This is a genomic window from Chelatococcus sp. YT9 (assembly GCF_018398315.1).
Classification (GTDB): domain Bacteria; phylum Pseudomonadota; class Alphaproteobacteria; order Rhizobiales; family Beijerinckiaceae; genus Chelatococcus.
Window position 1 is genome coordinate 1,685,902 of record NZ_JAHBRW010000001.1, and the last position, 20,374, is coordinate 1,706,275.

17 protein-coding genes are annotated in these 20,374 nt (G+C 63.7%); 5 read left to right on the forward strand and 12 right to left on the reverse strand.

Annotation, left to right across the window (positions count from 1 at the left end):
* Nucleotides 1–115: 115 nt before the first annotated feature.
* Nucleotides 116–1,435 carry a DUF4214 domain-containing protein gene (locus KIO76_RS07550; protein ID WP_213322303.1) on the forward strand — a complete coding sequence of 440 codons (1,320 nt, stop codon included), beginning with the start codon at nt 116–118 and terminating at the stop codon, nt 1,433–1,435.
* An 18-nt stretch (nt 1,436–1,453) separates the two neighbouring features.
* Here the strand turns inward: KIO76_RS07550 and KIO76_RS07555 are convergent, their stop codons facing one another.
* Complete coding sequence (locus KIO76_RS07555; RefSeq protein ID WP_213322305.1) at nt 1,454–3,652, reverse strand: primosomal protein N'; 2,199 nt, start codon at nt 3,650–3,652, stop codon at nt 1,454–1,456.
* 156 nt (nt 3,653–3,808) lie between these two features.
* Between KIO76_RS07555 and KIO76_RS07560 the strand changes: the two genes are divergently transcribed.
* Nucleotides 3,809–4,837 carry a tyrosine recombinase XerC gene (locus KIO76_RS07560; RefSeq protein WP_213322307.1) on the forward strand — a complete coding sequence of 343 codons (1,029 nt, stop codon included), beginning with the start codon at nt 3,809–3,811 and terminating at the stop codon, nt 4,835–4,837.
* A 23-nt stretch (nt 4,838–4,860) separates the two neighbouring features.
* On the opposite strand, the gene KIO76_RS07565 is transcribed toward KIO76_RS07560, so the two are convergent.
* Nucleotides 4,861–5,403, reverse strand: a complete 543-nt coding sequence (locus tag KIO76_RS07565) for a hypothetical protein (RefSeq protein WP_213322309.1) — start codon at nt 5,401–5,403, stop codon at nt 4,861–4,863.
* Nucleotides 5,404–5,510: 107 nt separating this feature from the next.
* On the reverse strand, nt 5,511–5,978 hold the full coding sequence (locus KIO76_RS07570; protein WP_213322311.1) for a VOC family protein: 468 nt from the start codon (nt 5,976–5,978) through the stop codon (nt 5,511–5,513).
* A 167-nt stretch (nt 5,979–6,145) separates the two neighbouring features.
* Between KIO76_RS07570 and KIO76_RS07575 the strand changes: the two genes are divergently transcribed.
* A complete protein-coding gene (locus tag KIO76_RS07575; RefSeq protein WP_213322313.1) occupies nt 6,146–6,289 on the forward strand; it encodes a hypothetical protein in 144 nt (47 codons plus the stop codon).
* A gap of 444 nt (nt 6,290–6,733) precedes the next feature.
* On the opposite strand, the gene lpdA is transcribed toward KIO76_RS07575, so the two are convergent.
* From lpdA to zapE, 9 genes are all read right to left on the reverse strand, one after another.
* Nucleotides 6,734–8,140, reverse strand: coding sequence for a dihydrolipoyl dehydrogenase (gene lpdA, locus KIO76_RS07580; RefSeq protein ID WP_213322315.1), 1,407 nt, complete (start codon nt 8,138–8,140; stop codon nt 6,734–6,736).
* Between the two features lie 29 nt (nt 8,141–8,169).
* On the reverse strand, nt 8,170–8,913 hold the full coding sequence (locus KIO76_RS07585) for an SDR family oxidoreductase (RefSeq protein ID WP_213322317.1): 744 nt from the start codon (nt 8,911–8,913) through the stop codon (nt 8,170–8,172).
* A 98-nt stretch (nt 8,914–9,011) separates the two neighbouring features.
* Nucleotides 9,012–10,253 carry a 2-oxoglutarate dehydrogenase complex dihydrolipoyllysine-residue succinyltransferase gene (gene odhB, locus KIO76_RS07590; protein ID WP_213322319.1) on the reverse strand — a complete coding sequence of 414 codons (1,242 nt, stop codon included), beginning with the start codon at nt 10,251–10,253 and terminating at the stop codon, nt 9,012–9,014.
* A gap of 91 nt (nt 10,254–10,344) precedes the next feature.
* Nucleotides 10,345–13,305 carry a 2-oxoglutarate dehydrogenase E1 component gene (locus tag KIO76_RS07595; RefSeq protein ID WP_213322321.1) on the reverse strand — a complete coding sequence of 987 codons (2,961 nt, stop codon included), beginning with the start codon at nt 13,303–13,305 and terminating at the stop codon, nt 10,345–10,347.
* Between the two features lie 309 nt (nt 13,306–13,614).
* On the reverse strand, nt 13,615–14,499 hold the full coding sequence (gene sucD, locus KIO76_RS07600; RefSeq protein ID WP_213322323.1) for a succinate--CoA ligase subunit alpha: 885 nt from the start codon (nt 14,497–14,499) through the stop codon (nt 13,615–13,617).
* Nucleotides 14,499–15,698 (reverse strand): ADP-forming succinate--CoA ligase subunit beta, encoded by a 1,200-nt coding sequence (sucC, locus tag KIO76_RS07605; protein ID WP_213322325.1) that lies wholly within the window; start codon nt 15,696–15,698, stop codon nt 14,499–14,501. Before sucC ends, sucD begins: the two co-directional genes overlap by 1 nt.
* 141 nt (nt 15,699–15,839) lie before the next feature.
* A complete protein-coding gene (mdh, locus tag KIO76_RS07610) occupies nt 15,840–16,802 on the reverse strand; it encodes a malate dehydrogenase (protein WP_213322327.1) in 963 nt (320 codons plus the stop codon).
* 282 nt (nt 16,803–17,084) lie between these two features.
* Nucleotides 17,085–17,729: a TetR/AcrR family transcriptional regulator gene (locus tag KIO76_RS07615; RefSeq protein ID WP_213322329.1), complete on the reverse strand. Its 645-nt coding sequence runs from the start codon at nt 17,727–17,729 to the stop codon at nt 17,085–17,087.
* Nucleotides 17,730–17,837: 108 nt separating this feature from the next.
* Nucleotides 17,838–19,073, reverse strand: a complete 1,236-nt coding sequence (zapE, locus tag KIO76_RS07620) for a cell division protein ZapE (RefSeq protein WP_502761841.1) — start codon at nt 19,071–19,073, stop codon at nt 17,838–17,840.
* A 153-nt stretch (nt 19,074–19,226) separates the two neighbouring features.
* Here zapE and KIO76_RS07625 point away from each other — a divergent pair, with 153 nt between their 5' ends.
* Nucleotides 19,227–19,808, forward strand: a complete 582-nt coding sequence (locus KIO76_RS07625; RefSeq protein ID WP_213322331.1) for a YqaA family protein — start codon at nt 19,227–19,229, stop codon at nt 19,806–19,808.
* A 36-nt stretch (nt 19,809–19,844) separates the two neighbouring features.
* Nucleotides 19,845–20,357: a disulfide bond formation protein B gene (locus KIO76_RS07630; protein WP_213322333.1), complete on the forward strand. Its 513-nt coding sequence runs from the start codon at nt 19,845–19,847 to the stop codon at nt 20,355–20,357.
* The last annotated feature ends 17 nt before the right edge of the window (nt 20,358–20,374 follow it).

The following is a 20,374-nucleotide window of genomic DNA, read 5'->3' on the forward strand; positions in this document are numbered from 1 at the left end:
CCGATTGGGCAATAGTCTAGAGGTCGGTGCCATGCGGCTGATATATCGAATATATAGATAAATTCACTTATTCTTTGTGATAATATGAAATTGATTTACGATATTCGGAGAAATTATGAATAAGGACGTGTTTATATTTGACGAATCGGGTACTGTTCCTCAGGAATCACTCGAGGCTCTGAGTTATTGCTATGCACGGGCGGTGGTGGATTGGTTAGCTTTTCTGCCCTCTCCGCATCCGCTCAGTCTCAAACTTACCGTCGTTCCCAAGCTTGAGGGACAGCGTTTCGCCGAGACGCATATAGTTGGTCTGAAGACGACGGCTCGTCGCGGCGACGCGGAAGGAATGCGCCTCATGACGCATTCTGCCTTCAAGGCGATCACGGGCAGCGACAACGATCCCGAAGAAGCTGATATAGATGTAAGGATCAGCCGAGACGTTCTGGAGAAACTATCTTTCGATGGTGCGTTCGATGAGCAGCGGCGCTTCGACGCCACAACGCTGTTCCATCATGAGGTCGCCCACGCTCTCTTCATGACCGGTGGGGTGGGGCCCGGGAGAGGTAATATTACCGGCTGGGATGGCAATATCGCCATGGTGGATGGCGCTCCCCGCTTCATAGGCGACAATGTTCTGGCATTGTTTCCCCACGGTGTACCCCTCGACAATGACAGAGTCCATGTCGAGGAAACGTTCGCTGCGCAGTATCATTCAGCGCTGGGGCCGAAGGCTCCAGAGAACAGCGCTGAGGGTCTCTCATTTCTTGATCTGGCTATTCTCTCGGACTGTGGTCTGCCGACGCCTCTCGATGACCGGATGACCTTGGGGGATTGGAACCAGGGCGAGATCGACATGGGTGAAGGAGTCGATACCATCGTCGTCCAAGCGACGCGGAATGCATATACCATATCCTATGAGGACGATGGCATCCGCCTCCATCTGAATGCTCGGTACTTTCCAGCAGGGAAACCGGAGGAGGGATTCGCACCCGAGTTGAAGTTCATCAATACTGAGAGAATTCAGTTCGCCGATACCATGCTCGCGCTGGATCTGGATGGGAACGCGGGCAGCGCCTATCGCTTAAGCAAGGCGGTCTACGGCGACAATCTGCCAGGTAGGGTTGTCGCCGAAGGATTGGGCGCTCTCGACAAAGGCAAGACGTGTCAGCAGTTGGCCTGTGATCTCGCCGCAACGGATCAATTCGCCACCCGCTTTGATGCGGTCGAGGACGATGGGCTGATAAACCAATTCTATCGGGAGATCCTCGGACGGGAGCCGGATGTCGCCGGCAAGACGTTCTGGCGAGAATGCATGCAGGACGGACTCGGCAAGGAAGGGCTCCTAAGCCATTTTGCCCAATGTCCCGAATACAAGGAGATCACCGCCACCGAGCTCGGCCGCGTCCTCGCTATCAGCACGGGTGATCTCCCGTGATCCGGCAAGAGCGGTAAACTACAGAAAACTCTGCGGATCAACGTCGATGGTCACGCGGATGCGTTGCGGCGGGCGCGGCGCGCGTGCGAGCCAAGCCCTGAGATAAGCCTGGAGGTCGGTCTCGCGGGTGGCACGAACCAGGAGGCGGAAACGATAGCGGCCGCGCACCAGCGCCAGCGGCGCCTCGGCAGGGCCGAACACATGCACGTCCTGCGGCGTCTCGGCTGTGCGCGCCAGTGCGCGGGCGTGGGCCTCGGCCTCGTTCCGGTCAGGCGCCGCGACGATGATGCCGGCGAGCCGGCCGAAGGGGGGCAGGCCCGCCGCTTCGCGCTGAGCGATCTCTTCCCGGTAGAAGCGTTCGGCATTGCCGGAGAGCAGCGCCTGCAACACGGGGTGGTCGGGCTGGAACGTCTGGATGAGTGCACGGCCGGGCTTCTCGAAACGGCCGGCGCGCCCCGTCACCTGCTGCAGCAGCTGGAAGGTGCGCTCGGCGGCGCGCGGGTCGCCATTGGCGAGGCCGATGTCGGCATCGACGACGCCGACCAGCGTGAGCCCCGGAAAGTTGTGTCCCTTGGCCACCAGCTGGGTGCCAATGACGATACTGAATTCCCCGTTGGCCACGGCCTGGAGTTCGTCGCGCAGCCGTTCCGTGCCGCCCGGCATGTCGCTCGACAGGACGATACTGCGCTTGTCCGGAAAATGCTCGGCGACTTCCTCTGCCAGCCGTTCGACGCCAGGCCCGCAGGCGGTCAGCGCATCCACCGTGCCACACGCCGGGCAATTGTCTGGCCGCCTTTCGATGTGGCCACAATGGTGGCAGACGAGCGCGCGGCGGTAGCGATGCTCGACCAGCCAGGCTGAACAATTCGGGCACTGGAAGCGATGCCCGCAGGACCGGCAGAGAGTCAGCGGCGCATAGCCGCGGCGGTTAAGGTAGAGCAGCGCCTGCTCGCCCTGGTCGAGCGTCTCGCGCATCGCGTCCACAAGCGGTGGCGACAGCCAGTGGTCGCGCGCGGCCGGGCTGCGGCGCAGGTCGATCGCGTGGATCGTGGGCATGGCGCGGCCGCCGAAGCGTTCGGGCAGGGCGAGATAGCGGTACTGCCCCGATTGCGCGTTGACCTTGGTCTCGATCGATGGTGTCGCCGAGGTGAGAATCACGGGAAAATTTTCGATGCGCCCGCGCACCACGGCCATGTCGCGGGCGTGATACTGCACATTGTCTTCCTGCTTGTAGGCCGTCTCGTGCTCTTCATCGACGACGATGATGCCGAGTTCGCGGAACGGCAGGAACAGAGCCGAGCGCGCGCCGACGACGACACGCACGTCCCCAGCGGCGACGCCAAGATGGATACGCTCGCGCCGACGGGCCGCGACGCCCGAATGCCATTCGGCTGGTCTCGTCCCGAAGCGGCTGGCGAAGCGCTCCAGGAACTGGGCGGTCAAGGCAATTTCCGGCATCAGGATGAGCGCCTGTTTGCCACGCGCCAGCGCCTCAGCGATCGCCTCGAAATAAACCTCCGTCTTGCCGGAGCCGGTCACGCCCTCCACCAGCGTGACGGAGAATGCGCCCTTACCCACGGTCTGCCGCAGGGCATCCGCGCTTTCCTGCTGGACTAAGGAAAGGTTCGCCTGGGCAAAGGTTGGGTTGGGCGGCAGCGCGACCGGCTCCTGCGCCAACGCCACCGTCTCCAGCGTGCCCTCGTCGACCAGTCCGTTCACCACGGCCTGGCTTACGGCAGCTTCTTCGGCCAGCGCCTTCTTGGTGAAGACGAGCCCCGCCTGGGCCAGCGCCAGCACGCGTTGACGTCCTGGCGTCACCCGGGCAGGCGGCGGCCCGGCGAGCCGCACACCAACGCGAACTGCTTCCGGGCGGCTCGGGTCGGGCATGCGGAGCGCAAGCCGCAGGGCAAGGCCGCGCGGCGAAACGGTGTACCAGGCAATCCATTCGACGAGCTTCCGCAGGGCCGGGCCCATGGGCGTCGTATCGACGCGACCAACGACGGCTTTCAGGTTGCCGCCTTCGCCGGGCCGCGTTTCCCACACGACGCCGACGGTCTCGCGCGGCCCGAGCGGCACCACGACCACATCACCCGCGCTCAGGTTGAGCCCCGCCGGGACCTTGTAGGAATAGGCCGTATCAAGCGCGACGGGCACGAGCACGTCTACGACCTGGCCGGACGATGCCTTGATCGTGGGGCTTGCCTCGGTGATGCTCATGACGTTCAGATGCTGATGGCGGCAGGGCTCATGAGGGCAGGCATAGCACTGCCGGCACAGATGTTCACCCTCGACGCGCGAGTGCGGCGCGAATGGCGTTCAGCCTCAACCGGCGCCGTTCACCCGCGATTAGGACGAATCATGGATGATGATGGCATGTCGAGACATCAGCCGAGACGTCATCAGCTTCCGCGCACCGATGATTCGCGAGCGCCTTCCTCGCCAGACGGCGAGCCGGACGAGACGGGTCGAGCGAACGACGCCGGGCAGGGTCTCTTCGTCGCAACCACGACCTGGCTATCATATCTCGCCGCCGAGCGCCGTCTGTCGCCCAAGACAGTCGAGGCCTATGGGCGTGATCTCAGGCAATTCCTGACCTTCCTCACCGAGTACCAGGGAGAGCCGGCCACCTTGCGCACCATCGCGGCCCTTGGCCCGGCCGATATCAGGGCATTCCTCGCGGCCCGGCGACGGGATGGCATCGGCAGCCACTCGCTGATGCGCCAGCTCGCGGCACTGCGCTCCTTTGCGCGGCACCTCGAACGGAGCGGTCTGGGCAATGCGTCTGCCTTCGCGGCGGTGCGTGGCCCCAAGGTGAAGAAGAACTTGCCACGCCCACTCGCGGTTACGGCGGCGAAAGCCGTCACGACAATTGAGAGCAGGGCGGGCGATGATCGGGCGGAGTGGATCCTGGCGCGCGATGCGGCCGTACTGGCGCTGCTCTATGGGTCCGGGTTGCGGATCAGCGAGGCGCTTGGTCTCCAGCGCCGTCACGCACCCGTCGACGGGCAGATGGATATTACGGTGACGGGCAAGGGCGGCAAGACGCGCAGCGTGCCCGTGTTGCCGCAGGTATCGCGTGCCATCGCGGATTACCTCGCGGCCTGCCCCCACCCCTTGCCGCCAGAAGGGCCGCTGTTCGTGGGAACGCGCGGTGGCCCGTTGTCGCCGCGGATCATCCAGCTCGTCATGGAAAATCTGCGAGGCGCGCTCGGGCTGCCCACCAGCGCAACGCCGCACGCCTTGCGTCATTCCTTCGCAACGCATCTCCTCGGTCGTGGGGGAGATCTCAGGGCCATTCAGGAACTGCTGGGCCACGCCTCCCTGTCGACGACGCAGAACTACACGAAGGTCGACGCGGCAAGGCTGCTCGCCGCCTATGATGCCGCTCATCCCCGAGCATGAAAGGTTGGGCGAGATCTGCCTAATCAGGCGGTTCTGCCGAAGCGGCGGGCGCGCCGGCGCAGATGTGTGATACGGCGCCCAAGCTGGCCCTGAACGCCAACGCGAAACCGTACGGCGGCGATGGCTGCGTGGAGCGCCCGGCGCGCGGGCTCGGTCTGGCGGTGGGCCCAGGCGCGAATGTCCAGGAGATGCCGGTAAAGCCAGGCGAACCACCACAGTTCTAGCAGCTTTCCGCGGCAGAGCTCAAAGAGGTAGGCCGTGACGCCGAGCCCGAGCATCTTCGCGGCGACAAGCAGACCAACGGCCAGGAACCAGTGCTCATTGGCGAGAAGCCAGAGGGCGAGAAGCTTGATCGGCAGCAGCAGGCTCGCGGGCACGATGAAAAGCGCGGCCACGGCCAGCGGGGGCAGGCGATCGATGAAGGCGGCTAACGTCCTCGTCCATTCCGCCCACGGCAGGAGACCGACGAGCGCGGCCACGACGGGTGCGAGCCTGTCCCACAGCCAGGCTTCCACCAGGAAGAGCACAGCGAGAAGGAACCACAACGGCTTCAGCAAGCGGCGCATCGATAATGTCCTCCAAGCATCGCCATCCGCTCGTGCCCGCCTTTCGTGGTGTTTGCAAGGCATTCCGACGGCTTCCGGGTGGCCGCCACAGCCGGCGGCTGAGCTTGTCAGCTCATGCCATAGAGGTCCTTGGCGCGCCGACGCATTTCATCGTGCGAAATATCCTCGATGCGGGTGGAGACCCACCAGATATGCCCGAAAGGATCCTTCAGCTTTCCGCCGCGATCGCCGTAAAACTGGTCTTCGACCGGCTTCAGTATAGTCGCTCCTGCGGCTTCCGCCTTGGCGACAGTAGCATCCGCATCCTTGACGTAGATATGCAAGACGACCGGTGAACCGCCGATGGTTTCCGGGCTGAGCGCCCCGTACTCCGGAAATTCGTCGCAGAGCATTATGCTGCCCTGGCCGATGGCGAGTTCGGCATGGCCGATCTTGCCCGCTGGATCGGAGATCTTCAGCGTTTCCTTGGCGTCGAAGACCTGCCTGTAGAAGGCGATGGCTTCGTTCCCGCGGCTGACGCAGATGTACGGCGTCGGGGCGCCGTTGTCCGGAATGGAGTTCACGCTTCCTGCCATGACCATTCTCCTCCTATCGCACACTATTGCGTGAGATGCCTGATGTTAGGGCAGAACGATACCCACCCCCATCTTGTTCTCTACGATATGCCGTGTAGCCTGCTAAGGGGCCAATTTGGGGGAACCGATCCCTGGGTTGGGCCCAGGACCCTTGAAGGAGAAAGACGATGCGTTCACTGATCCTCGCCTTGACCCTCGCCGCCAGCGCGGCTTTTGCCCCTGCCGCTTTTGCGGATTGCGGCCCGAAGCATACCTCGTCGCTTGACACCCAGCAGTCGATCCAGGCTCCGTCGAGCACACAGACAGGCTGACGCCGACTCTCACCGGCGCCACCACAGACGACCTCCAGAACGAATAGCAGCCGTCCTCTGCCGAGGCGGCTGCCTTTTTTATGGGCCTGACAATCTCGCGTAGACCCTCACCCTGTCCCTCTCCCTCTGGGGAGTAGGAATGCCGAAGGTCTGGTGCCGTGGCCGGCCTGGAACGGTTCTTGACCTCTCCCGGCGGCAGAGGTCGCGCCGTAGGCGCGGGTGAGGGCACCCGCTTCAAAGGAATGATCAAAGCCCGTCCCAAACCTCCCCGGCGACCATCGTGCTGCCCGGGGAGAGGTCCGCGCGGACAACAGATGCCTCGCCCACTCGGCGGCCGGAAATCCTCTCGTTGTCCCTTCCCCCTGACGGCATTTGCACAGCCTTGGTATAAAAAATCCCCGGCGCGAGGCCGGGGATCAACATCTCCAGTGAAGTCCGGCGCGTTTACATGTGAATAGCGCGCTTCTCCACGGCCAGAGCCGCTTCCTTCACCGCTTCCGAGCGGGTCGGGTGGGCATGGCACGTGCGGGCGAGATCTTCCGACGAGCCGCCGAATTCCATCAGCACGGCCACCTCGTGGATCATCTCGCCGGCCTCGGGGCCGATGATATGGCAGCCGAGCACCCTGTCTGTCTTCGCGTCCGCCAGGAACTTCACGAAGCCGTCGGTGGTCTGGTTCACCTTGGCGCGGCCGTTGGCCGTGAAGGGGAACTTGCCGACGTTATAGGCGATGCCGGCTTCCTTCAGTTCTTCCTCGGTGCGGCCGACGGAGGCGACTTCGGGGAAGGTGTAGACGACGCCGGGGATGACCTCGTAGTTCACATGGCCCGCCTTGCCGGCGAGGATCTCGGCCACGGCGACGCCCTCGTCCTCGGCCTTGTGGGCGAGCATCGGGCCGGCAATGACATCGCCGATGGCATAGACGCCGGGAACCTTGGTGGCATAGTGGCCGTCCACGACGACGCGGCCGCGCTTGTCGAGCTCGACGCCGAGCTCAGCGAGGCCGAGGCCATCGGTGTACGGCGTACGTCCGATCGCCACGAGCACGATGTCGGCATCGAGCGTCTCCGCAGCACCCCCGGCGGCGGGCTCGACGGTGACCTTGGCGCCGCTTTTGCCCGTCTCGACCTTGGTGACCTTGCTCGACAGCTTGAAGGAGAAGCCCTGCTTGGACAGGATGCGCTGGAACTGCTTCGCGACCTCGCCATCCATACCGGGCAGAATGCGGTCTAGATACTCCACCACCGTGACCTCGGCACCGAGGCGTTGCCAGACCGAGCCAAGCTCGAGGCCGATGACGCCGGCGCCCACGACGATGAGCTTCTTGGGTGCCTTGGTGAGCTCGAGCGCGCCGGTCGAGGACACCACGACCTTCTCGTCGATGGTGACACCGGGAAGCTTGGCGACATCCGAGCCGGTCGCGATGACGATGGACTTCGTGGCGATCGTCTGCACCGAGCCGTCCTCGGCCTTCACAGAGACCGAACCGGCGGCCGGAATGCTGCCGGTTCCGAAGAAGACGTCGACCTTGTTCTTCTTGAGCAGGAATTCCACGCCCTTGACGTTGCCGTCGACGCCTTCCTGCTTGAAGGCCTGCAGCTGCGCGATGTCGATCTTCGGCGCCGATACCCCGATGCCCATTTTGGCAAAGGCGTGTGAAGCCTCGTGGAATTTCTCCGAGGCGTAGAGCAGCGCCTTGGACGGGATGCAGCCGACGTTCAGGCAGGTGCCGCCATGGGTCTTGCGCTTCTCGACGACGGCCGTCTTCAGGCCGAGCTGGGCGGCCCGGATGGCGCAGACATAGCCGCCCGGTCCAGTACCGATGACGACAAGATCGTAAGCGTCAGCCATTTCGTGTTCTTTCCTTCTTACAAACTGCTTCAGCGGCCGCCCGATACATCGATCGTCGTGCCGGTCACATAGCTGGCCTTGTCGGAGATGAGCCACAGGATCGCGTCCGCGACCTCGTCAGCACTGCCCTCGCGGCCCATGGGAAGCATGCTGCGCATCCGCGCGACGCGGCCGGGATCGCCTCCACTCGCATGGATATCCGTGTCGATGATGCCTGGTCGGACGCCAGAAACGCGGATGCCCTGATCGGCGACCTCGAGGGCGAGCCCGCGGGTGAAGCTGTCTATGGCGCCCTTCGCGGCGGCGTAGTCGATGTATTGGTTTGGGCCGCCCAAGGCTGCCGCGCGCGAGGACACATTGACGATCACGCCGCCCCGGCCGCCGAAGCGGGTGGACATGCGCCGCACGGCCTCGCGAGCGGCGACGAGGCTGCCCACGACGTTCACCATCATCATGCGTGTGATGCGCTCGACCGACATGTCAACGAGCGGCGCCGCGCGATCGACGATGCCGGCGTTGTTGATCAGCCCCGCGAGTGGCCCGAGCTTGTCAGCCTCGGTGAACAGATGGATGACGTCGGCTTCACTGGCAACGTCACCCTTGACCGCAACGGCCGTGCCGCCAGCCGCTGTGATGAGCTCCACGACGCTCTCGGCAGCCGCGGCGTCGGACACGTAGTTCACGACCACGCGGTATCCCGCGGCCGCGGCCTTGAGCGCGGTGGCGCGGCCGATGCCCCTGCCACCGCCTGTGATCACCAGAACGCCATCCATCGCACCAGCCTTTCCTTCAGAACCTCACCGCGAGTCCCGGTTCTGGATCGAAGCGGTGGTCCCGAGCGACCAGCGCCCAAGCGACTATAGAGTCGGGATCAGAGGTCCAGCACGAGACGTGTCGGATCCTCGAGGTTTTCCTTGATGCGGACCAGGAACGTGACCGCTTCCTTGCCGTCGATGAGACGGTGGTCATAGGACACCGCGAGATACATCATCGGCCGCGCGACGATCTGGCCGTTCTTCACCACAGGCCGCTGCTCGATGCGGTGCATGCCGAGGATCGCAGACTGCGGCGCGTTGAGGATCGGCGTGGAGAGGAGCGAGCCGTAGACGCCGCCGTTGGAGATCGTGAAGGTTCCGCCCTGCATTTCCTCGATGGTCAGCTTGCCCTCACGCGCGCGCTTTCCGAACTCGGCAATCTGCTTCTCGATGCCGGCGATCGACAGCTGGTCAGCATCGCGGACCACCGGGACGACGAGACCCTTGTCCGTGCCGACGGCCACACCGATGTGATAGTAGTTCTTATAGATGATGTCCGTGCCGTCGATCTCGGCATTCACGGCCGGCACGTCCTTCAGCGCCTGCACGCAGGCCTTCACGAAGAAGCCCATGAAGCCGAGCTTCACGCCGTGCTTCTTCTCGAACACGTCCTTGTACTGGTTGCGCAGGTCCATGACGCCGGACATGTCGACGTCGTTGAACGTCGTCAGCATGGCGGCGGCGGACTGGGCTTCCTTGAGGCGGCGCGCGATGGTCTGGCGCAGCTTGGTCATGCGGACGCGTTCTTCACGCGAGGCATCGTCTGGGGCCGAGGGTGCGCGCAGTTGCACGGGCTGAGCCGGCTGGGTCGCCGCGCCGGTGGAGAGCGCGCCGAGAATGTCGCCCTTGGTCACGCGGCCATCCTTGCCGGTGCCCGCGACCTTCGCGGGATCAAGGCCGGTTTCGGCGGCGATGCGGCCGACGGCAGGGCCGTTGTCTCCCTTGGCGGCGGCGGGGGCCGCTGCTGGAGCAGGAGAAGGAGCTGAAGCCGGCTTCGCTGCGGGCGCATCGGCCGGGGCTGCCTTGGCCGGGGCTGCCTTGGCGGGAGCAGCACCTGCGCCGCCTTCGGTGACGGAGCCGAGCAGGGCGCCAACCTCGACAGTGTCGCCTTCCTTGGCCGTGATCTCTGCCAGAACGCCGGCGGCCGGAGCGTTCACTTCCAGCGTAACCTTGTCGGTTTCCAATTCCACGAGCGGCTCATCGGCCTTGACGGCCTCGCCCTGTTTCTTGAACCACCGGCCGATGGTGGCCTCCGTCACGGATTCGCCGAGTGTCGGCACACGGATTTCGGTCGCCATGATGTTCGCTTCTTACTGTCTGCCGGCCGGGCCGGATGGATGACGATCTAAGGCCTTGCGGCCAGTTTGGTTGGCGGGACGATGGCTTCCCTCAGGAAGCCAACGCCTCGTCGAGGAAAGCTTGCAGCTGTGCGAGATGCTTCGACATCTGGCCGACAGCTGTTGAAGCCGAGGCGGGACGGCCGACATACCGCGGACGCTTTGCCTTGAGTCCGGAATGGTCGAGGACCCATTCGAGATAGGGCTCGACGAAGTTCCACGAACCCATGTTCTTGGGTTCTTCCTGGCACCACACCACCTCTGCATTGCGGAAGCGGGAGAGGATGCCGGCAAGCGTCTTCGCCGGGAACGGATAGAGCTGCTCGACGCGCAGGAAAAAGATGTCGTCGATGCCGCGCTTCTCGCGCTCCTCATAGAGGTCGTAGTAGACCTTGCCGGAGCACATCACGACCCGGCGGATCTTCTCGTCCTTGACGAGCTTGATCTTCTCCTTCGGCAGACGCTCGGCGTCGTCTCGGAGAATACGGTGGAAGCTCGTGCCCTCGGCCAGCTCGTCCAGCGTCGAGACGCAGCGCTTGTGGCGCAGCAGCGACTTCGGCGTCATCAGGATGAGCGGCTTGCGGAACTCGCGCTTCAGCTGCCGGCGCAGGATATGGAAATAGTTCGCCGGGGTCGTGCAGTTCGCGACCTGCATGTTGTCCTCGGCACAGAGCTGCAGATAGCGCTCCAGGCGGGCGGAGGAATGCTCCGGCCCCTGGCCTTCGTAGCCATGCGGCAGCAGCATCACCAGGCCGGACATCCTGAGCCACTTGCGCTCGCCCGAGGAGATGAACTGGTCGACGACGACCTGGGCGCCGTTGGCGAAGTCGCCGAACTGCGCCTCCCACAGGGTGAGCGCATTCGGCTCAGCCAGCGTGTAGCCATATTCAAAGCCAAGCACGGCCTCTTCCGAAAGCATCGAATTGATGACCTCGTAGCGCGCCTGGTTCTCGTCGAGGTTGTTGAGGGGCGTGTAACGATCCTCGTTTTCCTGGTCGAGCAAGACTGAATGGCGCTGGCTGAAGGTGCCCCGCTCGACATCCTGGCCCGACAGGCGAACCGGATGGCCTTCGAGCAGAAGCGAGCCGAAGGCAAGCGCCTCGCCCGTCGCCCAATCAATACCTTGGCCTTCCTCGATCGTCTTGCGGCGGTTGTCGAGGAAGCGCTGGATCGTACGGTGCAGATGGAAGCCTTCCGGCACCTTCGTCAGACGCTCGCCCATGGTCTTGAGCGTCGCTTCCGGCAGGCCTGTCGCACCGCGGCGCGGATCATCGGCATCCTCGCGGACAGCCTTGAGGCCCGACCAGCGGCCATCCAGCCAGTCAGCCTTGTTGGGCTTGTAGGTCTGCGCCGCTTCGAACTCGCCCTCGAGCTTCGCGCGCCACGCGGCCTTCGCTTCCTCAACCTCGCTCTCGGCCAGCACACCCTCGGCCACGAGCTTCTTGCCGTAGATCTCCAGCGATGTCGGGTGCTGGCGGATCTTCTTGTACATGATCGGCTGGGTGAATGCCGGCTCGTCGCCCTCGTTGTGGCCGAAGCGGCGGTAGCAGAACATGTCGATGACGACGGGCTTGTGGAACTTCTGACGGAACTCGATCGCGATCTTCGCGGCGAAGGTCACGGCTTCCGGGTCGTCGCCATTCACGTGGAACACCGGCGCCTCGACCATCTTGGCGAGATCCGACGGGTAAGGCGAGGTGCGCGCGTAGCGCGGATTGGTCGTGAAGCCGATCTGGTTGTTGATGATGAAATGGAGCGAGCCACCGGTGCGGTGCCCCTTCAGGCCGGACAGACCGAGGCATTCCGCCACGACGCCCTGGCCGGCGAAGGCCGCGTCGCCATGAATGAGCAGCGGCAGCACCTTGGAACGCTCGACTGTGTCGCCGAGCTGGTCCTGCTTGGCGCGGACCTTGCCGAGCACGACAGGGTCGACGATCTCGAGATGCGAGGGGTTGGCGGCGAGCGAAAGGTGGACGCGGTTGCCGTCGAACTCGCGATCCGACGAGGCGCCGAGATGGTACTTCACGTCACCGGAGCCTTCCACGTCGTCGGGCGCGAAGGAGCCGCCCTTGAACTCGTGGAAGATCGCGCGATGCGGCTTGCCCATTACCTGCGCGAGCACGTTCAGGCGGCCGCGGTGGGCCATGCCGAGCGCGATATCACGAACGCCCAGAGCGCCGCCGCGCTTGATGATCTGCTCGAGCGCCGGAATCATTGACTCGCTGCCATCGAGGCCGAAGCGCTTCGTTCCCGTATACTTGACGTCGAGGAACTTCTCGAAACCTTCCGCCTCGACGAGCTTGTTGAAGATCGCGCGCTTGCCCTCACGGGTGAAGCTGATCTCCTTGTCGGGCCCTTCGATGCGCTCCTGGATCCAGGCCTTTTCGGTCGGATCCGAGATATGCATGAACTCGACGCCCAGCGTCTGGCAATAGGTGCGTCGCAGGATCTCCAGCATCTGGTTGATGGTGGCGAACTCAAGCCCGAGCACATTGTCGATGAAGATCTTGCGATCGTAGTCCTGCGGTCCGAAGCCGTAGGTCGCGGGATGCAGTTCCTCGTGATCGCCGCGCGCTTCCAGCGCGAGCGGATCGAGGTCGGCATGCAGATGGCCACGCATGCGGTAGGCGCGGATCATCATGATGGCGCGAACGCTGTCGCGAGCCGCCTGCTCAACCTCGGCCTGGCTGAGCTCGACGCCCTTGGCCTGGGCCTTGCCCTTGATCTTGTCGCCGATCGCCTTTTCGACGCCAACCCAGTTGCCGTCCAGGGCGGAAACGAGTTCGCCATTGGCGACGATCGGCCAGTTCGGCCGCTTCCAGGATGCGCCGCGCGCGTTCTCGACGATCGTCCCCGCCTCGTCCTTCAGCCCGGCAAAGAACGTCTGCCACTGCTCGTCGACGGAGGACGGGTTCTGCTGGTAGCGGGCGTAGAGCTCCTCCAGATAGGCGGCATTGCCGCCATAGAGGAAGGAAGTTTGAGCAAAGATGTCGTTCACGTCCTGGCGTGCCATCGTCTTCATCCTGGCCGGGACCTCTGCAGCACACGCAAGGTGGCGCTGCGAAGGCATATGCGCGGCCGTTGAAGGCCGGCTTCTCCCGCCGCAACCCGGTTTCGCGGCGAGAGGGACCGCCTGGGGCGTTCCGTTTCCATGAAATTGGATCTCTTGGATCCCCGCCGATCATATGGCGATCGAACCGCAATATTCCCAGAAGGTTTCCAGACCCTTTCCTCTTCGACCCTCAGGTGAGGATCCGCAACTTCAAGACAAGACAGATGTAAACCTGGCCCGGCGCGAACCGGACCAGGCGAAAAGCTGTCTTTATCCCTTCAAGACCTCGACCAGGGTCTTGCCCAGGCGGGCCGGTGACGGGGACACGCGGATGCCCGCCGCCTCCATGGCCGCGATCTTGTCTTCAGCGCCGCCCTTACCACCCGAAATAATGGCGCCAGCATGGCCCATGCGGCGGCCCGGAGGAGCCGTGCGGCCGGCGATGAAACCGACCATCGGCTTCTTGCGGCCCTTCTTCGCCTCACGGGCGAGGAACTCCGCGGCATCTTCCTCGGCCGAGCCGCCGATCTCGCCGATCATGACGATCGACTCGGTCGCGGGATCGGAGAGGAACATGTCCAGCACCTCGATGAACTCGGTGCCCTTGACGGGATCGCCGCCGATGCCGACCGCCGTTGTCTGGCCGAGGCCTTCCTGGCTGGTCTGGAACACCGCTTCGTAGGTCAGGGTCCCGGAGCGCGAGACGATGCCGACACTGCCGGGGCGGAAGATATTGGCCGGCATGATACCGATCTTCGACTGGCCGGCGGTGACCACACCGGGACAGTTCGGCCCGATGAGGCGCGACTTCGAGCCATCGAGCGAGCGGCGCACCCGCACCATGTCGAGCACCGGAATGCCTTCCGTGATGCAGACGATCAGCGGGATCTCGGCATCGATGGCCTCGCAGATGGCGTCAGCGGCGCCTGCCGGCGGCACATAGACAACCGAGGCATCGGCGCCGGTCTGCTCGCGCGCCTCGCGCACGGTGTCGAACACAGGCAGCCCGAGGTGCTTGGAGCCACCCTTGCCGGGCGAGGTGCCGCCAACGAGATTGGTGCCATAGGCGATGGCCTGCTCCGAGTGGAACGTGCCGTTCTTGCCCGTGAAGCCCTGGGTGATGACCTTGGTATTCTTGTCGATGAGAATGGACATCAGCGGGTCCCCTTCACGGCCGCGACGATCTTCTGCGCCGCGTCATCGAGATCGTCGGCCGGGATGACGTTCAGGCCGGATTCGCGAATGATGGTCTTGCCTTCCTCGACATTGGTGCCTTCGAGGCGCACGACCAGCGGCACTTGCAGGCCGACCGCCTTCACCGCGGCGATGACGCCGCGGGCAATGACGTCGCATTTCATGATGCCGCCGAAGATATTGACGAGGATGCCCTTCACGTTGGGATCCGAGGTGATGATCTTGAAGGCGGCCGTGACCTTCTCCTCCGAGGCGCCGCCGCCGACATCGAGGAAGTTCGCGGGCTCTTCGCCGTAGAGCTTGATGATGTCGAGGGTCGCCATGGCGAGGCCCGCCCCGTTGACCATGCAGCCGATCGTGCCGTCGAGCGCGATATAGGCGAGGTCGTACTTGGAGGCCTCGATTTCCTTCTCGTCCTCTTCCGTCACGTCACGCAGGGCGACGACGTCGGGGTGACGGTAGAGCGCGTTGGAATCGAAGGAGACCTTGGCGTCGAGGCACTTGAGATGGCCGTCCTTGGTGACGATCAGCGGGTTGATCTCCAGCATCGCCATGTCCTTGGCGATAAAGGCGGCGTAGAGCTGGTTGATGAGCTGGCCGGCCTGCTTGGCGAGGTCGCCGGTGAGGCCGAGCGCCTGGGCGACCGTGCGGCCGTGGTGCGGCATTACGCCGGTCGCAGGATCAACCGAGAAGGTGTGGATCTTCTCGGGCGTCTTGTGCGCGACTTCCTCGATGTCCATGCCGCCTTCGGTCGAGACCACGAAAGCGACGCGGCCTGTGGCACGATCGACAAGGGCCGAGAGATAGAACTCGCTCTCGATGTCGGAGCCGTCCTCAATATAGATGCGGTTCACCTGCTTGCCGGCAGGCCCCGTCTGAATCGTGACGAGGGTCTTGCCGAGCATCTGGCCGACGAAGGTCTTGACCTCGTCGACAGACTTGGCGAGGCGGACGCCCCCCTTCTCGCCGGCCTCAGGCTCCTTGAACTTGCCCTTGCCGCGGCCGCCGGCGTGGATCTGGCTTTTCACCACCCACAGCGGGCCGCCAAGCTCCTTGGCGGCGGCTTCGGCCTCATCGACCGAAAAAACGGCCCGACCGGCCGAAACGGGGGCGCCGAATTCCTTGAGAATGGCCTTGCCCTGGTACTCGTGAATATTCATCCGTTTAGCCTTTCAGCTGCGGAACTGGCCGTTGTCCGGCAGAGGCCGGATACATCCGGCGCTCTCGATGAAGACAGAAGCGGGCCACAATAAGGTGTGCCGATAACCGCTGTTTCGGAGCACCTCTTGCGGCCGCACTTATCACGCAAAAGCGGGATTGATGCCCTTGCAGGCTTCGATGAGGCCTTCGACCGCCGCGACCGACTTGGCGAATTCCGCCTTCTCGGTCTCGTTCAGCTCGATCTCGACAATACGCTCGACACCGTTGGCGCCGATGACGATCGGCACGCCGACGAAAACGTCATTCACGCCGTATTGGCCGGTGAGATGGGCGGCCGCCGGAAGCACGCGGCGCTTGTCCTTGAGATAGCTCTCGGCCATGGCAATGGCGGAAGCCGCGGGCGCGTAGAAGGCCGAGCCGGTCTTGAGCAGGTTGACGATCTCGCCACCGCCCTTGCGGGTGCGCTCGATGATGGCGTCGAGCTTCTCCTGGCTGGTCCAGCCGAGCTTGACGAGATCGGTCAGCGGGATGCCGGCAACGGTGGAGTAGCGGGCGAGCGGCACCATGTCGTCGCCGTGACCGCCGAGCACGAAGGCGGTGACGTCCTCGACCGAGACCTTGAACTCTTCCGCGAGGAAGTAGCGGAAGCGGGCCGAGTCGAGCACGCCGGCCATGCCGACGATCTTGTTCTTCGGCAGACCGGAGGCCTTTTGGAGAGCCCACACCATCGCGTCGAGCGGGTTCGTGATGCAGATCACGAAGGCGTTGGGGGCATATTGCTTGATGCCCTGGCCGACGGCGTCCATGACCTTGAGGTTGATGCCGAGGAGGTCATCGCGGCTCATGCCCGGCTTCCGGGGCACGCCAGCGGTGACGATGATGACATCGGCGCCGGCGATATCGGCGTAAGACTGCGTTCCCGAATAGGCGGCATCGAAACCGTCGACCGGGGAGGACTCCGCGAGATCAAGGGCCTTGCCTTGGGGGGTGCCCTCTGCGATGTCGAAGAGGACGATGTCGCCGAGTTCCTTGAGACCAGCCAGATGCGCGAGCGTGCCGCCGATCTGGCCTGCGCCGATCAGAGCGATCTTCTTACGGGCCATAGAAAACGTCCTTGGCTTTGAAGGGGAGGGATCGTGCCCTCGGAATACCGAGGTTCTTTGCCTCAAAGGCAGCACTGCATCAAGTCAAGGTTGTGACAGCCACATTGGCAGGCTGCGCGAGGGCGTAATGCCGCCGCTGGGAAAGCGGGCAGGGCAAAGCATGAAATTGTTTCACTTGCAGATACTTACGCGATTCAGCGATGAGTTTCCTGCCGCTCTGATCGTTGTACTTCGGGCTGGTAACAGAAATTGAAAATTGTAACTTTTTGGCTTGCTCGGCCCTTAAATCAGGCCGACTGACAGGGCCCGCAGGGCCACCCGCACGACGGCCGCGAGGCGCCTGTCGAGCACGTCACGCGGTGCCCCGGTATCGGCCAGAACCGCGCTCGGATGGGTGAAGCGATAAAGTACGTCCGTCAAGAAGGAGAGGGCACCTTCTCGATCGCGCGGCTCGAAAGCGCCCGTCGCGATGCCCTCGTCCACAACGCGCTCAACCAGCATGCGGATGCGTCCGCGATGCCGGCGCGCGACAGCCCGGTTCTCCAGCGTCGCCGTGACGAAGAGACGGAACACCGGCGCGTTTTGCTCCATCAGCGTGCGATAGAGCCGCGCGAGGTCGAGGACCAGCCGTTCCAGCTTGTCGTCGGCCGGGTCCGGCGCACTCGCCACGTCCGCGATCACAGTCTCGATCGGTTTCAGCGCTTCGCCGACGACCGCATCGATCAGCGCATTCTTGGATGGGAAATAGCGATAGACATTGGCATGGGTCATGCCCGCTGCTTCCGCGACCGCGACCACGGTCATCTTGCCGGGGCCGAACTTCCGCACGTGCTCGTTGGCAATGGCAATCAGTCGTGCATCAACTCTGTCGGAAGCGGTATCGGAAGGCTTGATCGACTGAGGTTTCGCCGACGGATTCCTAGGCATGCGGGCCTCCGGTGGGCCTAGATGCTGCGCGGTGCCTAACCAGGAGGTCCAGCCGCCCGCGGACGTCTCGGCCGCGAAAGTTCATCGGCCGGGGCGAGCATGTGGGCATCAGGTCTCTACGAGGCCGGTGCTGTCACCCGAGCCTGTGGAGTCGCCGCGTCCATGGGGAGCCGAGAGATACTCCTCCGACTGCATTTCGATCAGGCGGGAGACGGTGCGATCGAATTCAAACACCTCGCGCCCCTGATCGGCTTGATAGAGATTCTGCGGCTCAACCGCCGCGGAGGCGAGAAGCTTCACATGTCGGTCGTAGAGCGTATCGACAAGAGTGATGAACCGCTTGGCTTCATTGCGGCGCTCGAAAGTGAGCGCCGGGATATTCTCGACAATGAGAGTATGGAAGCGCTCTGCGAGCGCGAGATAGTCGGAGGCGCCGAGCGGCTTGCTGCAGAGATCGGCGAAGGAGAAGCGCGCGACACCGCCGGCCGCGCGAGGGACCTCGACGGGATGTCCCTTCACCGTCAGCGTCATGGGCGCGCCAGCAGCGCCCGTGAGTGCGTGGAACATCTTGTCCAGTCGCTGCCGGGCGCTGTCGTCGTCCGGTACGATGAAGACCGGGCTCCCCGCGAGTTTTTCGAGCCGGAAATCCGTGCGCGATTGCAGCTTGACCACGTCCATCCGCTCCTTGAGGAGAGCGATGAACGGCAGGAATAACGCCCGGTTGAGCCCATCCTCGTAAAGCCGGTCAGGCACCACGTTGGACGTGGCGACTACCACCACGCCCCGCGAAAAGAGATTCGTGAAAAGACGCCCGAGGATCATCGCGTCGGCGATGTCCGTCACCGCGAATTCGTCGAAGCACAGCAGCTCGGCTTCCCGCGCGAGCTCGGTCGCGACATGGGGAATTGGATCCGTGTCCTTTTCCTCGCCGCGCTTCACCCGCTGCCGGAAGCTGAAAATGCGCTCGTGAACATCGCTCATGAAGGCGTGGAAATGCGCCCGCCGTTTGAGCGCAACCGGAGCTGCCTCGAAGAAGAGGTCCATCAGCATGGTCTTGCCGCGGCCGACAGAGCCCCAAACATAGAGCCCACGAACGGCCGGCCCGTTGTCGCGCTCACGCCGGCCCAGCAGCCACGCGAAGGGGCGCTTTGGCGCGGTCTTGGCCTTCTCAGCCTGCCGGAGTGTCTCCACGAGCCGATCGAGTTGTGCGATGAGCGCGAGCTGTGCCTCGTCACGCTCCACCGTGCCCGTAGCGACGAGCGCTTCGTAGCGCGCCGCAACGGATTCACCGGCTGCTGCCGGCAGTTCCTGGCGGTGTGTTGGGGGGCGAGAATGAACGGTCACGCACCACGCAATAACGCTTTCGGGGCTCAAGAACAATCGTGCGTCCGTGCGCGCCTGGAAAACCGTGGCGTGAGTGCCGCGGCCTTGCGGATTTGGTAACCGCAACGCGTGATGGCGATAGACAAGATCGCCGTCGCAGCTTAAGCGGTCCGCATGCTGCGCCGCCTCTACGACTGGACATTGTCGCTTGCCGCAAGCCCTCGCGCTGCCTGGGCGCTGGCGCTCGTCTCTTTCGCCGAAAGCTCGTTCTTTCCGGTTCCCCCGGATGTGCTTCTCGTCCCCATGGCGCTGGCCCGGCCGGACAAGGCCTTCTTTTATGCCGGCGTGTGCACGGTCGCATCGGTCGTCGGCGGCCTGTTCGGCTATGCCATCGGTGCGCTGCTCTATGACACCCTCGGCGCCTGGATCATCCAGGCGTACGGGTATGGCGACAATGTCGAAGCTTTCCGGCAGGCCTATGCCGCCTATGGCGAGTGGATCATCCTGATCAAGGGTCTCACGCCGATCCCCTATAAGCTTGTCACCATCACATCCGGCTTTGCGGGCTATGATCTTTTCTGGTTCACGATACTGTCAATCATCACGCGAGGCCTGCGGTTCTATATTCTCGCCGCGCTGGTCAACCGTTTCGGGGCACCCGCCAAGGAAATCCTGGAGCGCAACCTCGGTCTGGCCGCAATCATCCTGTTTGCCACCATCATCGGCGGTTTCGTGGCTGTCCGCTATATATTCTAGGGGCGCATCGCAGGCGCCTCGCCTCACGAGCGTTCAATGTCCCTTCTCTCGCGTCCGCGCCTCATTGCATTAACGATTCTCGTCATTTGCGTCGCCCTCATCGGCGGCGCCTATTACTTTGAATATGTGCTGGGCCTGATGCCCTGCGAGCTCTGTCTGAAGCAGCGCCAGCCCTACTATCTTGCGATGCCCGTGGCGGCGGCGCTCGCGATCCTCCCCGATGAGCGGCGTGACCGGCTGTTCGGAAGCCTGCGCTGGATCGGCTTCGGCATCCTCGTCATCGCATTCCTCTATAATGCCGGCCTCGGGGTCTACCACAGCGGCGCCGAATGGCATTTGTGGCAGGGCCCCGCGGATTGCACGGGTCCGGTCAGCAACAATGTTGGCCTGAATGATTTCCTCAAGAACTTGCAGACCACCCGCGTCGTGCGCTGTGACGAGGCGGCCTGGCGTTTTCTCGGGGTGTCGCTAGCAGGATGGAGTGCTTTCGCCTCGCTCGGCTTGGCTGTCTTGGCGCTGGCTGGGCTCAGGACAGCGAGGAAGCGTTAACCCTGAGCGTGATCCCG

Bases quoted from the DNA above. Each gene is read 5' to 3' on its own strand.
- KIO76_RS07625 (WP_213322331.1), top strand. From the start codon at position 19,227: ATGCTGCGCCGCCTCTACGACTGGACATTGTCGCTTGCCGCAAGCCCT.
- KIO76_RS07550 (WP_213322303.1), top strand. From the start codon at position 116: ATGAATAAGGACGTGTTTATATTTGACGAATCGGGTACTGTTCCTCAG.
- KIO76_RS07570 (WP_213322311.1), bottom strand. From the start codon at position 5,978: ATGGCAGGAAGCGTGAACTCCATTCCGGACAACGGCGCCCCGACGCCG.
- lpdA (WP_213322315.1), bottom strand. From the start codon at position 8,140: ATGGCTGACGCTTACGATCTTGTCGTCATCGGTACTGGACCGGGCGGC.
- KIO76_RS07575 (WP_213322313.1), top strand. From the start codon at position 6,146: ATGCGTTCACTGATCCTCGCCTTGACCCTCGCCGCCAGCGCGGCTTTT.
- KIO76_RS07595 (WP_213322321.1), bottom strand. From the start codon at position 13,305: ATGGCACGCCAGGACGTGAACGACATCTTTGCTCAAACTTCCTTCCTC.
- KIO76_RS07555 (WP_213322305.1), bottom strand. From the start codon at position 3,652: ATGAGCATCACCGAGGCAAGCCCCACGATCAAGGCATCGTCCGGCCAG.
- sucC (WP_213322325.1), bottom strand. From the start codon at position 15,698: ATGAATATTCACGAGTACCAGGGCAAGGCCATTCTCAAGGAATTCGGC.
- KIO76_RS07565 (WP_213322309.1), bottom strand. From the start codon at position 5,403: ATGCGCCGCTTGCTGAAGCCGTTGTGGTTCCTTCTCGCTGTGCTCTTC.
- odhB (WP_213322319.1), bottom strand. From the start codon at position 10,253: ATGGCGACCGAAATCCGTGTGCCGACACTCGGCGAATCCGTGACGGAG.
- KIO76_RS07630 (WP_213322333.1), top strand. From the start codon at position 19,845: ATGTCCCTTCTCTCGCGTCCGCGCCTCATTGCATTAACGATTCTCGTC.
- mdh (WP_213322327.1), bottom strand. From the start codon at position 16,802: ATGGCCCGTAAGAAGATCGCTCTGATCGGCGCAGGCCAGATCGGCGGC.
- KIO76_RS07615 (WP_213322329.1), bottom strand. From the start codon at position 17,729: ATGCCTAGGAATCCGTCGGCGAAACCTCAGTCGATCAAGCCTTCCGAT.
- KIO76_RS07560 (WP_213322307.1), top strand. From the start codon at position 3,809: ATGTCGAGACATCAGCCGAGACGTCATCAGCTTCCGCGCACCGATGAT.
- KIO76_RS07585 (WP_213322317.1), bottom strand. From the start codon at position 8,913: ATGGATGGCGTTCTGGTGATCACAGGCGGTGGCAGGGGCATCGGCCGC.
- sucD (WP_213322323.1), bottom strand. From the start codon at position 14,499: ATGTCCATTCTCATCGACAAGAATACCAAGGTCATCACCCAGGGCTTC.